This is a genomic window from Clostridium thermarum (assembly GCF_006351925.1).
In the GTDB taxonomy this organism is placed as follows: Bacteria; Bacillota; Clostridia; order Clostridiales; family Clostridiaceae; genus Clostridium_AU; species Clostridium_AU thermarum.
This window is the reverse complement of record NZ_CP040924.1, coordinates 582,018-597,674: the sequence shown is the minus strand read 5'-3', so window position 1 is coordinate 597,674 and position 15,657 is coordinate 582,018. Positions and strand designations below refer to the sequence as shown.

Below are 15,657 nucleotides of genomic sequence, written 5' to 3'. Positions count from 1 at the left end.
CACCTCGCATTCTAATCACTATTTCGCATAAGTCTATATTGGAATATGCCAACTACTAATATGCATAATCCAAGCATAACAGCCATAGCCGATGCAATACCAGCTATAGATTCACCGGTACCGAAAGCCGCCTCTCTAATATACATAAGCAATACAGTTGTTGAACCCGATGGTCCCCCTCTTGAAAACATATATGGCTGGCCGTAAATATTAAATTGAGCCACAGTAGTAACAATTAGGGTATAAGATAAAGGATTTTTTATGGAAGGTAAGGTTATATAAAAAAACTTCTTTATGGCATTAGCACCATCTATGGATGCAGACTCATACAACTCCTCCGGAACACTGGCTATAGCAGATTGGTATATAACCATATTGCCACCTATACACCACCATACTGTGATCATTACTAAGGCAATCCAAACATAGGGTTGAGTCCCTGTCCAATTGACATTCAACTTTATTATATTATTAACAGGTCCAAGGGTCTTATTTAACAAGAAGGTCCAGGTTATAATAACCGATGTAATTGATAAAAGCGAGGGCATATAAAATATAGATTGGAATAATCTATGTCCTTTTGGTTTAGTATGCAGCGCCACTGCATAAAGTAACGGAACTATAATACAAAAAGGAACACTAAATAAAACAAATTTTAATGTATTTGCAAAGCCTGTATGAAACTGCTTATAAAAAGTTGATTGTTTATTTACAAGTATTTCATAGTAATTATCCAGTCCCACAAATTGCGGAGGGCTTAATAAATTCCATTTCGTAAAAGAAATAATAATACCAAAGATGGCCGGAACAGCAAAGAAAACCACAAATAAAACCAAGTGGGGTGTTATAAATAAATAAGGTGTAAGCTTCTTTTTATTCACCGTTTTATTCACCTCAAATCATTAAATAGTAACTTTTATTAAAATTGCTGATTATTACTACACATCCAGTAATGCGCAATAATAATCAGCGCAACATTTATAATTACATCTACTTCTTAACTGCAGCTATCTTGTCTTCTGTCTCTTTCACCGCCTGATCCAAACCTTGCTTAATATCCATTTTCCCAAATACTGTATCTGTTACAATTTTATCTAAAGCTTCAGTAGCAAAACCGTAGTATTTGTACATAAAGATTTTCTGTGTTCCTTTGTCTTTAAGTAAGAATGCTTGCGGCATTTTGTTAAATTCTTCATTCTCTAATATCTTGAATGAAGCTGGAACTTGTCCTGCTTTAGCCCATTCCAAAGAGTTTTCTCCAATCCAATTTATGAAATCCATTATTGCAGCTGCTCTTTCATCATCCATTTTAGGATTCTTCCACATTACAAATTGATGTGATGAGGACCAGTTTACCTTTTTGGAAGCATCAAAAGTTATAAAATGAGTCATACCCCAGTTTAAATCTTTTATCTCGTTAAGTCCATTCATCATCCAAATACCTTCAGGCCAAAGAACCAACTTACCTGCCTTAAATAATTGTCCTGGATCTTCTCCATCCTGGTTAGCAACTTTTGTATCAACTAAAGATTTAACGGTTGACAATACCTTTTCCCCTTCTGCATTGTTAAAGGAAGGTTTTTCTCCATCTTCACTCAGTTTACCGCCTAATTGATCATACCAGGCAAGAAACTTAACTCTCATCCAAGTTACACCCATACCGGTTATTCCATCTTTTTGGCTGGCTTCGCCTATTTTCTTTACTTCATCAATAGTAATAACACCATCATCTAAAACACCTGGCCCATACTTTGCCATTAAGTCCTTGTTGTAGTAAGTGACGAAGGAGTGAACATCAAGAGGCAAGCCATATCTCTTTCCATTAACTTCTCCAGCACTCCAGCCTTCAGCAATATAGTTTTCGCCCTTGATTTTACCATTGGAAGATACATAGTCGTCAATTGGCAGCAGCATGTTGCTTTCAACGAAAAGCGGTATTCTCTCTGCATGAACAATATTAAGATCCGGAACATCTTTACCAGAGTTAACTACAGAAGGTAACTTTGTATACATGTCACTTGCTTCTATAGTTGTATGCTTAACTTTAATCTTTGGATTAGTTTTGTTATATGCCTCTACCATTCTAGTCATATTCTCTCCGTCAGGCCCAGTAAATGGCGTCCAGAAAACAATTTCCTTTTGACCTGATTTACAGCCTGTAAATCCTGCCAAAACTGTAACCGTTGTCACTGCTGCACAAAGAATACTTTTTAATTTTTTGTTCATAGGATATCCCCTCCATAATATTTATTAATTATTTTCAAGTGCAAACAAAATTGTTTACACTGAAGAACCTAATTAGATTATTGTGTAACCTTAACATTATCAGCTTGTTTCCTCTTGCTATATTTTTATTGTCTGCGAAAGCTGTTAAGGAGTATATAAATATTAAGAATACCACTTTCATGTAGCTGCTCTGTAATCCGGTGATGTAAAAATTATCAAATTTAGATTTTATGGTGAAAATCATTACATTACTTATAACCAATGAAAATAGTAGATTTTGCCCCAATATCATTGTTGAAAAAAGTAGGTAATAATACTTTTCCAGATATTTTCAAAGTAAAAAATATAAATACAGGATAATCATTGGCATAATGTTCCAAACGACAGATGGCAAGAATCTGTTAGGTAGTGCTTTTGTAACCATATAACCCACTGTTGGAAGTGCAGTAAGAATAATAGCTCCAGTTAAAACTCTGATAAGTAACAAAACAGGTGAGAAAAAGTTCAGTTGCTGAAATTGATAATGTATTCTATGCAGGAAGAAATACCTGCATCGGAAAAGAATTGCATTATTGTACTAATATCATGCCAATAACTAGGATGCCTTTAAATATATCTATAGAATATTCCCTTTTCATATTCTCACACCCTTATACTATAGTGACATATTTTTTGTTTTATTTCAATTTTTATGTAACTTTTGTTAAAAAAATTTTTTAATCGACAGGTAATTAGAGCATTCTGTTATTTATTTACCTGTCAAATTAAAAATTATATACTATAATCTATTCTCATAACAATATTTTGCTCATAATCACCAAACTTTTCTCCGAAAATGTTTATGCCTCCAACATTTTGAGCATCATCTTTAATTCCTATCCTTACAGATATATAATCATTCTTGCCAAGTTCCAAATCCTCTATATTAATGTCAGATACCTTTTTCTCATCGATATACGCTCCATCCTTACTGACTTTCCAAGCTTTTAAAAGCCCATATTGGGTGCAGCCGTCCGACCAGAACACAGGGTTTAGTCTTCCCCTTCTCCCTCCAAAGTCTCCAGGACTTGTCCAAGTCCCAATTTCCTTTCCATTTATCCACAAAGTAATATCCGAAGGCCAGTTGTTTCTGTAATTTGGCGCCTCAGAACAAATCTCCATGGATATTTCTATAGACTTTTCTTTTCCTATTTGAAGTATATTGTTTGGAAATCTATATTCCAAGTATCCTTTGTAAAACCATATTAACTGAGCATTCGTTCTCAGTGGATTATAAAAGGCTCTCGGACTGTCTTCCCTATCAATATACCCCATTTCACTTACCATACCACAGGTCGGTTGAACTGCACAATCTACAAAATTTCCTATCGGCATATTTATGTAGAAAGAGTTATCTCGAGAATGTACTATGTCCGAAGTTAACTTAATAGTTATATTATCATTTTTCCTGCTACAAACCTTCATAGATCCTCTAACCCCAGGCTGAAGTTCGGTATGAATCAACCCCGCATCCTCCAGCACCTTAACATTTAAAGCCGCTGAAGAAGTTGGAATATTTAGCTTTTCAGCAATTTCGTTTACATTATAGCTGTTGAAATTCAGTAGCTTAATTATCTCTATTCTTACTTCTGAAGCCAATGCTTTAGCTATATTGTATAACTCTTCAGCGCGATCTATATTCAAATCGATATCCTTACTCATAAAACCTTTTCACCTCGTTCAACACTAATGTCATATTTGTACATTTTTCATTTTTAACTTAAATATTTGTATATTATACTATGAAGATTTATGGTTACGCATTATTTATAACAGAATCTATATTATTAATCAACTTTTTTGTTTAATAACAAGTTTTATGTTTTTTTACAATTTTATTGTATTACTAATATTCATAATAGTCAACAATTTCTTAATAAATTTCTTATAATAATTATAAAGTCTTTCAGTTATTTGTATCTATATGTAAGCCAAAAGCATCCGCAGGACTTGTGGTTTAAAAACCTTAGCCTGCGGATATTTTTCTCCTTATTTAATTACGAATGTATTAAAGGACTATGGTTTTAATGTTACTGTGAATTCTTCACCCTTGTTCTTAAATCTGAAGATACAATCTCTATCCATTGCGTTGCTGACTGCAACAGTTATTTCCCCATTTGGATTTTCAAAGGCTAAAGATACACCTTCCCAATGTGCCTTAGTTCCAAGTCTTACTGCACCAGGCTGTACAAAGTGGGAAAAATGCTTCATAAGGTAAAACTCCGGATTGAAGATAGCCACTTTTGTTTCAGTAGCGATTGTAATCATGGAGTTCTGCAAAAATTAAAATTGCAGCACTGTTGATTGAAAAGTTCTTTGATCACTTTTTCTCTCTCTGCTTCGGAAACCTTAGCCAGTGCAATCCAGCCAAGCTCATTAAAACAGCCTCCAAAACCGTGAATGGTCTGGTGCTTTTCTCCCGTTAGCTCAAAAGTGTCTCTTCCACCGTCTGTGAGTTCTATATCATTGTCTTTCCAAACCTCTTTTTCTGTTGTAGAAATTTACCTAATACTCATATCTTTGTCTCCTTATGTTCAGCTTATAAACTTTTAATTACAGTTATTTAATTTATCCAGTAGCTCTTCCAGCATTTCCTCAGAGAACTTTCCGCCGGAGAAATTAACTATGGAGCGTAACACAAAGTCCTTCATCATCGCAGCCATATCTGTTCCAAGACCCTCAGTGTCAGCAACTTCCTGCTGCTCTCCAAAGAAGCCCTTCATTAAATCTGCAGCTATGACTTTTCCTGCAGGATGACTCATTACATCCCCTACCGTTGAAGTCTTTGTAAATTTCTTCTTGATAACAACTGTTGACTCAACCTTTACAATTTCTCTTAGGGGAAGTGATACAGAAGATCCTCCTACCAATATCTCAAAATCTCCGCTTTCTACGTGCCAATCCTTTATTTCTGTGTTATAGTAAGCAAAGGCTCTCTTATCCAAAGTAAAGGTTACAGCCTTTTCTTCTCCCGGTTGAAGGTCTACCTTTTCAAAGCCCTTAAGTTCTTTTTCTGGCCTGATAACACTGCTTACAACATCTTTTACATAGAGCTGAACAACTTCCTTACCTGCAACCTTTCCAGTGTTCTTTACACTTACACTTACCTTTAAGGTATCCTTATCGGTAAGCTCTTTCTTATCTACTAATATGCCTGTATATTCAAAGGTGGTATAACTAAGTCCATGACCAAAGGGGAATAGTGTAGCCATCTCTTTCTTGTCATAATACCTATAACCAACAAACAACCCCTCTTTATATTCCACTTTATCTCCTTCACCGGGGAAGTTTAGGTATGATGGATTATCACTTAGCTTTATCGGGAAAGTTTCTGCCAGTTTGCCACAGGGATTAGCTGCTCCAAAGAGTAGATCTGCTATAGCTCCTCCAGCTGCTTGTCCTCCCAGGTAAGCTTCCAGTACTCCCTTTACCTTACCTATCCACGGCATTTCTATTGGTGACCCGTTGCTTAAAACTACAACTACATTTTGCTGAACTTCAGCCACAGCTTCTATGAGTTTTATTTGGTTCGAAGGCATGCTCATATGAGTTCTATCGTAGCCTTCAGACTCATATCTGTCCGGAAGTCCTGCAAATATTACAGCAACATCGCTGTCTTGAGCTGCAGCCTTAGCCTCAGCAACCATATTATCATCACTATTATCACTGTTTAAATCGAAACCTTCAGCAGATACTATTTCTGCACTGCCAGCTAACTTCACCATTTCATCTAACACATTGTCTATTTCTGTAGGATTTACATGGGAACTTCCCCCTCCTTGATATCTTGGCTTATTCACAAAGCCACCGATAACTGCTATCTTTCCCTTCTTCATAAGAGGAAGAATATCATCCTCATTCTTTAATAGTACCATACACTCCCTGGCCACTGCTCTTGCCAAAGCATGATGGGCCTTTTTATCATAGGTTGCATTTTCTTTTCTGTTATCAACAGCTTTAAAGACGATGTTTAATATCCTTTCTACCGCTTTATCAAGAACCTCTTCTGATAATTTACCGTTCTTTACCGCATCCACAATTTTCTTATCTCCTAAGCCATTGCTGGAAGGCATCTCTAATTCCAAGCCCGCCTTAAGTCCTGGGACTCTCTCATTTACTGCACCCCAGTCGGAAACCACAAAACCTTCATGTCCCCATTCTTCTTTTAATATGGTAGTCAACAGGTATTTATTTTCCGAACAGTATTCTCCATTAACCTGATTGTAAGCACACATTACTGTCCATGGCTGTGACTGTTTCACAGCCCCCTCGAAGCTGGCAAGATATATTTCCCTTAGGGTTCTTTCATCCAATATGGCATTTACAGACAGTCTTCTGTGTTCTTGATTATTTACTGCAAAGTGTTTTAGTGAAGTACCTACACCCTGACTTTGAACCCCCCTTATGTGACTGGCTGCTATCTCCGAAGATAGATATGGGTCCTCTGACAAATACTCAAAGTTTCTACCGCATAAGGGTGAACGTTTTATATTAGCAGCAGGTCCTAATAGCACAGAAACCTTTTCTGCCTGGCATTCTTCGCCTAAAGCTGCTCCTACCCTTTCTACAAGGCTTCTATCCCAAGAAGATGCTAAAGTTGCTCCCGCAGGAAAACAAGTTGCAGGAACACTGCCATTCATTCCAAGATGGTCTGCAGTTTCCGCCTGTTTTCTTAGTCCATGTGGTCCATCCGTTACCATAATTGATGGTATTCCTAATCTCTCAACAGCCTTTGTACGCCAGAAGTCAAGACCGGAACACATCCCTGCCTTTTCTTCCAAAGTCATTTGAGAAATAATCTTTTTAATATCTCTGCTCATCTCTTAACCCCCATAGCTACAATTTTTATTTTGATTTTATCATCTTTTATGATATATTTTTTGTATGAAACTCATATTTTTGGTACGAGCTTACCAAATTGTTAATTCACCGCAGATATAAAATAAGTGACATAAAACACAGAAAAAACGGAGAACAATGAAGGATTTTTCTATGTGATTAACTTTCTTCCAGGAGGTACCCATAATGTTTTTCCAGAATATTCACAGATCCATACCAGAGGATATTGAGTATATATGCAAGTTGATCTTTGAAGCTTTTAAGCTGCCGGTTTATTTTTTAGATGCAGCCAATGAAGTGTTTTATTCCTTTACTTACGGCTATGCTAATAATCCATTGGCGGAAGATAAAAATAAGCTTTTTATAGAACTCTTTCAAGGCACAGAAGCCAATACTTATCCTACCATTAAATCCACTAAGTATTATGAAAACTATTTTGCTGTGAATTTGAATATAGATGATATGTATTTAGGTAAATTTATCGTTGGTCCTTCAACCTACTCCTACATTAGTCCCTATGCCGTAGATACTTTAATTACTGACAATCAAATTCCTATAAGCTATAAAAGAGATCTGGTTAACTATTTTAATTCATTGACGGTTATGGATTATAGAAGACTGCTTAGTGCTAGCCAGTTGCTCAATTTGATCGTCTACAGAGAAAAATTAGATTTGGCTGCAGTAATAGAAAGAAACAGCTCCTTGAAAAACATCGGTATGAAAATTAATAGCAGCTATGAAAACAGCTTATCAGAGAACAGAGAAAATACCTTTTTCCATCATTCCCTTGCTGCAGAGAGAAGTATACTCAAATGTATAAAGGAAGGTGATGTGGAAAGCTTAATTAAACTCCAGCAGGCTCCTAAAGATGGAGAGTACGGTATCCTTTCAAAAAATAATCCCTTAAGAAGTGAAAAAAATCTCTCTATCTGCCTAGTAACCCTTGCTACCCGTGCAGCCATTGAAGGTGGTCTAGATGCGGAATTAGCCTTCACCCTCAGCGATTCATCTATACAAGCTATAGAAGAGATAAATGATGTGACAGATCTTTGGAATCTAAACAATATTATTCTCTGTGACTTTGCCAGCAGAGTACGGAAGGTAAAGTCCCTTAACTATTCTAAGAATATCCTGTTATGCATAAGCTATGTACAGAAGCACTTGTATGAGAACATCTCTGTATCTGATTTGGCAGAGATTTTAGATGTAAACCCCAACTACCTGTCAGAATTGTTTAAAAAAGAAGTAGGAATAACCTTGAGTGAATACATACAAAGGGAAAAAATCGAGGAAGCCAAAAGATTATTGACCTCCACCTTGGATCCCATCTTATACATATCTGCCAGGCTTAATTTTCATGACCAAAGCCACTTTACAAAGTTATTTAAGAAGTTTACAGGGTTGACTCCCAAAAAATACAGAAATAAAAATCAATAATCAGGTGGTATTTACCAGTATATTTTTTCGAGTGAAACTTTCTCTACCATTGAGTCATTTCTATTACGCCGCAGCTTTCCTATCCTCCTCACTCTTTTTAAATCCTCCTACCTGGGACAACAGCATTCCCGTCAACATCAAACCGCAGCCTAGAAATCCCCTTAAGTCTAAACGTTCATTTAATAAAAGCATGCCACCGATGCTGGCAAACACTGCTTCCATGCTCATGATGATGGCAGCATGAGAAGGCTTGGCATGTTTCTGTCCAAAGACCTGCAAGGTGTATGCTATACCTACGGAACATATGCCACCATATAGAATCGGCACAAGCGCTTGGCTTAGACCAAAAATAGATATGTTCTCAAAGCTCACTGCCACTATGAAACTTAGTATGGAACAGGTTATAAACTGAAGAAAGGAAAGGGTTAGTGCATCTACCTTCTTGGTTAAATAATCTATTGTCAGTATGTGAAAGGCCCAAAATAAGGCTCCGATAAGCTGCAGTAAATCTCCTTTGTTGATAGAAAAGTCCTCATTAACACTTAGAAAGTAAAGCCCTACCACTGCAAAGGAAACACCAATCCAAGTAGTAAAGTGGACTCCTTGTTTTAGGAAAATACCTAAGATTGGCACCAAGGCAATATATAATCCTGTAATAAAGGCTGCTTTTCCTGCGGTAGTATAGGCAAGTCCCACCTGCTGCAGGGATGATCCCAAAAATAGGGCACTACCAGCGACAAGCCCCCCCAGCAATAAAGTTTTTACTGCAGCAGTGCTTTTTTTATTTTGTCCTTCATTTACTTTTTTCTGATATATAATCAATGGCAACAGTGATAGGGCCCCTAAAGCAAATCTTACGGCATTAAAGGTAAAGGCCTCCACATAGTTCAAACCTACCCTTTGAGCCACGAAGGCAAAACCCCATATGGTTGCAGTTATCAATAGTAAAATGTTAGATCTGACTTCTTTTGTATTCATTTTAATCACCCTTGTCCTATTTAATCTGAATAAATAACTAGAGGGGGCACTAGTGCCCCTTCTTAACTTCATAATAGTTCATAACGGCTTCTTGTCTAAAGCCGTAAATATAGGATGAATCTTCATCACTATCTACTCTTATCTTACCAATAGTTCTTCCATTCAACTCAAGCATACAGGTTATCTTGTTATGTTTCTCCTGGTCTTTAGGGTACTCTATTTGAATATGGGGTAAGCCAAAAAAATGCTGTTTTGTATTCCAATCGCCTCAGCATCAGGATTTTTAGCTTTTCTAATAAGAATTCACTATTACTTAATGATACAGATTTAAGTAAAACTAGTCAATAACAAGCCAAGAAGTAGTTTATATCAGTAAATATACATATATCATAAGAATATGTTATAATTTCCATATAAATTATTTGAATGACTTTCAAAGTAATAATTTTGTGAGGTGCTTAACATGATAAGTATTCGAAATGAATCCACAGACCCACATTTCAATCTTGCCCTAGAGGAATATGCTCTCAATTATCTTGATCCCAAGGAGGATTATGTGATTATTTGGCAAAATGAGCCTTCGGTAATCATTGGTCGTAATCAAAATACCGCAGAAGAAGTGAATGCCAAGTTTATCAAAGATAATAATATCCATGTGGTGAGAAGGCTATCCGGTGGTGGAGCAGTTTATCATGACCTGGGAAACCTAAACTTTACCTTTATAGTAAACAGTGATAAGGATGTGTTAAGCAACTTTAAGAAGTTTACGGAGCCAGTAATAAAAACTCTTGGAAAGCTTGGTATCAATGCAGTGTTTTCAGGGAGAAATGATATAACCATAGATGGTAAAAAGTTCTCGGGTAATGCTCAGTATTATATTAAAAACAGACTTTTACATCATGGAACTATACTTTTCAATTCTGACCTTGCTGTGATTGAAGAGGCTCTTAACGTTAAAATCGATAAGCTTCAGTCTAAGGGAATAAAATCAGTAAAAAGCAGAGTTACTAATATTTATCCCTATCTTAAGGAAAAAATATCTGTTAAGAAGTTTAAGGATATTTTATTAAAATTCTTAATGGAAGATGAAAACTATAGTGAAAAAGAATACATATTAAATGACAGAGATCTTTCAAAAATAAGAAAGCTGATGGAAGAGAGATACCTAAGCTGGGAGTGGAATTATGGTGAATCACCGGCCTTCGATGTAGAGAAAGCCATGCGGTTTGAAGGCGGCAAGCTTGAACTTAGATTTAACGTTAAAGATGGCTTACTGCAAGGGCTTAAAATCCATGGAGACTTCTTTGGCAAGAAGGATGTTAAAGAAGCAGAGGATGTTTTGAAGGGAAAACAGTACAGGGAGGAAGCCATTAGGGCGGCACTTGAGGTCATAGACTTTAGTGAGTACTTCTCTGCTATAACAATTGATAATTTTATTGAGTGCATGTTTTATAATAATTAAGACTACCGGAGGATTTTATCAGCTTCTCTACGAAAACTCTTAAATTTAATTAGGCAGAAATTTAGCCAAGCTGAATTTCTGCCATCATTTTTGATCATTGAGCATAAAATAATGGGCGCCTGTAAAGTGTGGAGCCCTGATACCCTGTTCCACATAGCAGCAGCAGGCAATACACCTTTCCTTTTGATTTTCTGCCCCTCTCATACCGTGGCCAGTCAAGCCTTTGTCCAGAGCCCCAAAATGAAACTCTCCCAACATCACAGGCATGTCAAGCATTTCGCCTATATGGGCAATCTGTTCATTAAGCTAGATTTTCAGCACATCTTCTCATAAAGTCCATCAGTGTTAAGGTGAATACGATTGTTACTATTAAAACAGCAAACACATAAATAAACGCTATTGGTGGTATAAAAATAAGGATAAAGCTCACTAAGCCTGCCAATTGAAGCAGAAAGTACTGCACCCATCTTTTGTTGGCCTCATGGTATATATCTTGCTTTTCTTTCTTTTCAGCTATAGATTTTATTCCACAGAACATATAGTAAACACTCATTATTCCTATTATTACTGCAGCTATTCCTATTAGAATGCCTAATGGACCAGAAATTCCATAGTTAATGCCACCATCTTGTGCCGGTTTTTCATATATAGAAAATATTGATAATGCCAGCATTACGATATTCAAGGCTTCGGCCTTTGAAAAATGTTGACTGAAATCAGATAGAATATGGAAGCCCTGGGCAAGAAAAACATACCCGATTAAATCCGGCAACACATCTATGCCCTGCAGCCTGAAATCAATCATAATAAATAGGAATCCCCAATAAAATTTGTTGAAACCTTTTTCAATTAACATCGAATACCCCCTATTACTTTATATTTTATCCCTCCCAAAGTATATGTCAGTAATCATTAGTTTGTCTCCTTCCTATCTTTGTTTACAACCATACAGGCCCAAAGAAAATGTTAATGTTTTAACAAATAAATGACTATATAAATTCAGCTGGGCTGAATTTATACTAGAATGACAATTATTGATTCTTTAAGTAGTAATATTTCTGTGGAGTATATATTACGATTTAAGTTAATAATAAGAATAAAAGTTTTACTTTGAAGTGCCGTTGGAATTGTCTTAAGATAATATATTATTTACTTGAAATTATACCATTTAGTGGAAAGGTTTTCAATAGTTATCTGTATTATTCATAAACTAAGGGAAAAAATATCCCCACCCGTATTCTTTGTGTTCTCAGTGGATTCCGTGTTTAATTTTTTGCTTCGCAATTTTAGTATATTAGCTCTATCCCTTTTACAGCCTAAGTCTGACCTCTACCTTATAGTCTACCATTCAAACTTACAGTTCTTAATTTCACTTTCCCATATCTCATTGAGCTTTTGAACATATTCTTCAGGCATTGCTTCTTCTGCTGCGGATATATTCTCTTTCAGCTGCTGAAGATTCTTTGCACCGGGTATTACTGTAGCTATTTCCTCGTAAGAAAGAATAAATCTAAGGGCTGCTTGAGTCATGGAGGTTTTGTCGTTAGTAATAAAGTCTATTTTCTTCAGCCATTCTGATCTTTGTTTTATTGTTTCAGCACTCCAGCGGCTGCGGATGCCATGAAACCTGCTTTCTGAATTGTATTTTCCAGATAGCCAGCCCGAATCCAACGGAACCTTAATGATCAGGCCAATGTGTTTCTCCTTAGCCTTCGTAAAGACTGCTGCGGTTTCTTGATAGAATATATTAAACATCACTTCCATAATCCCTGAGTTACTGTTATCTATTACCTCCAGCATCTCCCGACTTGAGTCTACAGAAGCACCATAGGCCAAGATTTTTCCTTCAGCCTTCAGCTGTTCAAGGACTTCATATTGGGGTGCACTGCCGTTAAGCAATTCAAAGGGTGGATTATGCAGGAGTATTGAATCCAGATAGTCGGTCTGTAGACGTTGCAAGCTGCCTTCCACCGCTTCACGTATTCTATCCGCCGAGAAATCACTGCTGCCATCAGCATGATGGCCGTACTTAGTATTGATTACAACTTCATCTCGTCTCCCCTTCAAAGCTCTACCCAGCAGTTCCTCACTTTTTCCTAAACCATAGCCGGGAGCCGTATCAAAAAAATTTACTCCACAATCCAAGGCGGCATGAACTAGTTTAATTGCTTCCTCATCGCTCATTGTTCCCCAATCTTTGGCATTGCCAAGCTGCCAGGCCCCAAAGCCAATTTCTGAAACAAATTTACCTGTAGCACCATAAGGTCTTTTTTTCATCTCTATACATCTCCATTCATAATAATAATAATATTCAACTTAGAAACCTTTATGCTCATATCTATTCTTAGGTTCGGTAATAAGTTAATTTTATCAGAAAGGTTAGTACAATAATAGTAATTTCACACTCTCCGGTAAATTTAATACGTGATTTAATAAAAATCAGCAGTTCATGAGGTTCCTTCTGCATGAAACTGTCTTAATGCATTGTTGACTTTTACCTGCTTGTATCTTATACTAAACACATAACTGATACAATGGCTGAGAAAAGAGATCCGTATTAGATCGGAAGTACTTGTACTTAGATTTAATACGTTTTTTTTAACTCTGATTATAAAACCTTTACATAAATTATGCAATGGGGAGGGAAACTTTATGGCAAAGTATGTAATGGCCTTTGACCAAGGCACCACAAGCTCTAGAAGTATTTTATTCAATGAAAAAGGACAAATTGTCAATGTGGCACAAAAGGAATTTACTCAAATTTATCCCAAGGCAGGCTGGGTTGAGCACAATCCCATGGAAATATGGTCAACTCAGTTCAGTGTTGCTGCAGAAGTTATGGCAAGATTGAATGTTTCTGCAGAGGAGATTGCCGCCATCGGTATTACAAATCAAAGAGAAACTACTATAGTTTGGGATAAGAGAACAGGTTTGCCCGTGTACAATGCCATCGTATGGCAATGTAGAAGAACCGCAGAATACTGTGATGAGCTTAGGGCCAAGGGCATGGACACTATAATAAGGAAAAAAACCGGTCTGGTATTGGATGCTTATTTCTCCGGCACTAAGATAAAGTGGATTCTTGATAATGTTACCGGTGCCAGAGAAGAAGCTGAAAAGGGGAATTTATTATTTGGAAACGTAGATACATGGTTAATTTGGAACTTGACCAAGGGCAAGGTTCATGTTACCGATTATACAAATGCTTCGAGAACAATGCTTTTTAACATATATGATTTAAAATGGGATGATGAATTGTTGGAGCTCCTAACAATTCCCAAATCCATGCTGCCTGAAGTAAAGCCCTCCAGCTTCCTATATGGATATACAGACCCTGTTTTGTTTGGTTCCCCAATTGTCATTGCAGGCGATGCAGGAGACCAGCATGCCGCATTATTTGGACAAACTTGCTTCACAGAAGGTATGGCCAAGAACACATATGGTACAGGCTGCTTCATGCTGATGAACACAGGAGAAAAACCGGTTAAATCCAGTAACGGCTTACTCACTACCATAGCCTGGGGAGTTGGAGGTAAGGTTCAATATGCCTTAGAGGGAAGTATTTTCGTTGCCGGAGCAGCTATTCAATGGTTACGGGACGAACTTAGAATGATTAAGACTGCCGCTGAATCAGAAGAATATGCAACAGCCGTTGAAGATACAAACGGAGTCTACCTGGTTCCGGCCTTCGTTGGTCTAGGTGCTCCCTATTGGGATCCATATGCCCGCGGAACAATTGTAGGCTTAACAAGAGGAGCCAGAAAGGAGCACATAATAAGAGCAACTTTGGAATCCATAGCCTATCAGACTAATGATGTTATAAAGGTAATGGAAAAGGATTCAGGTATAAAACTAAAGTCACTAAAAGTTGATGGCGGTGCCTGTGCTAATAATTTCTTAATGCAGTTCCAGTCAGATATACTTGGCGTACAGGTAGACAGGCCACTAGTCATTGAGACAACCGCTTTGGGAGCAGCTTATTTAGCCGGTCTTGCCGTTGGTTACTGGAAGAGTAATGATGAAATTGCTGAAAACTGGTCCATCTCCAAATCCTTTATCCCAGCTGCTAATGAAGAAAAGAGAGAAAGACTCCTAAAGGGATGGCACGATGCCGTTGGCAGGTCTGCAGGATGGGCTAAAGAATAGGAAATAATATGCTAACCTCTAGGAAAAACTAAAAATAAAGTGACTAATTTTCCCTAGAGGTGGTACCATGGATATATTTAATTCCTATAGGCTGTTAAAAGAAAAAGATGGTTATTCCATCATTCTATATATTGATGATAGCCTAACAGAATTTGCAGAGGATATAGTCCAAAGTAATAGAGAAAGTAAGAAGAGCTTTAATACTGACATTAGACAGTACCTAGCTGAAAGATTTCCAAATATAAAGCTACTTTCGGTTAAGATTATGTATCGAGGAGTAATCCTCTCATTTTTTGCTTTTAATTCTCTTGCTCCAGGTGCTTATGCACTTACAGAAAGTGTCCCCGCTTCTGTTGCCAAGAAAATCAAAGATACGGTGCATTTTTTTAAACGTGGGGATAAGCCTATATTAATTTCAAAATTACATAAAGCAAAACTCAATCCAATAAAGAAGGTTTATTATATAGTTAAGCCTGGTGATACCCTGTCCTCTATTGCCAAAAATAATAACACTACAGTTGAAACAATAA

The 15,657-nt window shown here is 37.0% G+C and carries 13 protein-coding genes; 3 read left to right on the top strand and 10 right to left on the bottom strand.

The window, feature by feature from the left end:
- Positions 1-11: 11 nt before the first annotated feature.
- The 5 genes from FHY60_RS02650 to FHY60_RS02630 all read right to left on the bottom strand — a co-directional run bounded on the left by FHY60_RS02650 (position 12) and on the right by FHY60_RS02630 (position 7,085).
- Positions 12-881: a carbohydrate ABC transporter permease gene (locus tag FHY60_RS02650; protein ID WP_139903120.1), complete on the bottom strand. Its 870-nt coding sequence runs from the start codon at positions 879-881 to the stop codon at positions 12-14.
- A 109-nt stretch (positions 882-990) separates the two neighbouring features.
- A complete protein-coding gene (locus tag FHY60_RS02645) occupies positions 991-2,226 on the bottom strand; it encodes an extracellular solute-binding protein (protein WP_139903117.1) in 1,236 nt (411 codons plus the stop codon).
- A gap of 771 nt (positions 2,227-2,997) precedes the next feature.
- Positions 2,998-3,927, bottom strand: a complete 930-nt coding sequence (locus FHY60_RS02640) for an ArsR/SmtB family transcription factor (protein ID WP_139903114.1) — start codon at positions 3,925-3,927, stop codon at positions 2,998-3,000.
- 354 nt (positions 3,928-4,281) lie between these two features.
- A complete protein-coding gene (locus FHY60_RS02635; RefSeq protein ID WP_163215707.1) occupies positions 4,282-4,476 on the bottom strand; it encodes a glycoside hydrolase family 30 beta sandwich domain-containing protein in 195 nt (64 codons plus the stop codon).
- Positions 4,477-4,814: 338 nt separating this feature from the next.
- Entirely contained in the window at positions 4,815-7,085 is a 2,271-nt protein-coding gene (locus FHY60_RS02630) for a beta-glucosidase family protein (protein WP_139903108.1), read from the bottom strand.
- Between the two features lie 205 nt (positions 7,086-7,290).
- Here FHY60_RS02630 and FHY60_RS02625 point away from each other — a divergent pair, with 205 nt between their 5' ends.
- Positions 7,291-8,541, top strand: a complete 1,251-nt coding sequence (locus FHY60_RS02625) for a helix-turn-helix domain-containing protein (RefSeq protein ID WP_139903105.1) — start codon at positions 7,291-7,293, stop codon at positions 8,539-8,541.
- A gap of 63 nt (positions 8,542-8,604) precedes the next feature.
- Here the strand turns inward: FHY60_RS02625 and FHY60_RS02620 are convergent, their stop codons facing one another.
- Both FHY60_RS02620 and FHY60_RS18410 read right to left on the bottom strand, forming a co-directional pair.
- Positions 8,605-9,519 carry a DMT family transporter gene (locus FHY60_RS02620; protein ID WP_139903101.1) on the bottom strand — a complete coding sequence of 305 codons (915 nt, stop codon included), beginning with the start codon at positions 9,517-9,519 and terminating at the stop codon, positions 8,605-8,607.
- Positions 9,520-9,568: 49 nt separating this feature from the next.
- A complete protein-coding gene (locus FHY60_RS18410; RefSeq protein ID WP_279230432.1) occupies positions 9,569-9,694 on the bottom strand; it encodes a hypothetical protein in 126 nt (41 codons plus the stop codon).
- 288 nt (positions 9,695-9,982) lie between these two features.
- Here FHY60_RS18410 and lplA point away from each other — a divergent pair, with 288 nt between their 5' ends.
- The gene (gene lplA, locus FHY60_RS02615) at positions 9,983-10,981 is read left to right on the top strand and encodes a lipoate--protein ligase (protein ID WP_139903098.1); all 999 of its coding nucleotides are present in this window, start codon (positions 9,983-9,985) and stop codon (positions 10,979-10,981) included.
- A gap of 84 nt (positions 10,982-11,065) precedes the next feature.
- Here the strand turns inward: lplA and FHY60_RS02610 are convergent, their stop codons facing one another.
- From FHY60_RS02610 to FHY60_RS02600, 3 genes are all read right to left on the bottom strand, one after another.
- Entirely contained in the window at positions 11,066-11,257 is a 192-nt protein-coding gene (locus FHY60_RS02610) for a hypothetical protein (RefSeq protein WP_180375460.1), read from the bottom strand.
- Positions 11,258-11,282: 25 nt separating this feature from the next.
- Positions 11,283-11,837, bottom strand: a complete 555-nt coding sequence (locus FHY60_RS02605; protein WP_139903092.1) for a hypothetical protein — start codon at positions 11,835-11,837, stop codon at positions 11,283-11,285.
- 485 nt (positions 11,838-12,322) lie between these two features.
- Entirely contained in the window at positions 12,323-13,258 is a 936-nt protein-coding gene (locus FHY60_RS02600; protein WP_139903089.1) for an aldo/keto reductase, read from the bottom strand.
- A gap of 375 nt (positions 13,259-13,633) precedes the next feature.
- On the opposite strand from FHY60_RS02600, the gene glpK reads away from it, so the two are divergent.
- On the top strand, positions 13,634-15,127 hold the full coding sequence (gene glpK / locus FHY60_RS02595; protein WP_139903086.1) for a glycerol kinase GlpK: 1,494 nt from the start codon (positions 13,634-13,636) through the stop codon (positions 15,125-15,127).
- Positions 15,128-15,657: the final 530 nt, after the last annotated feature.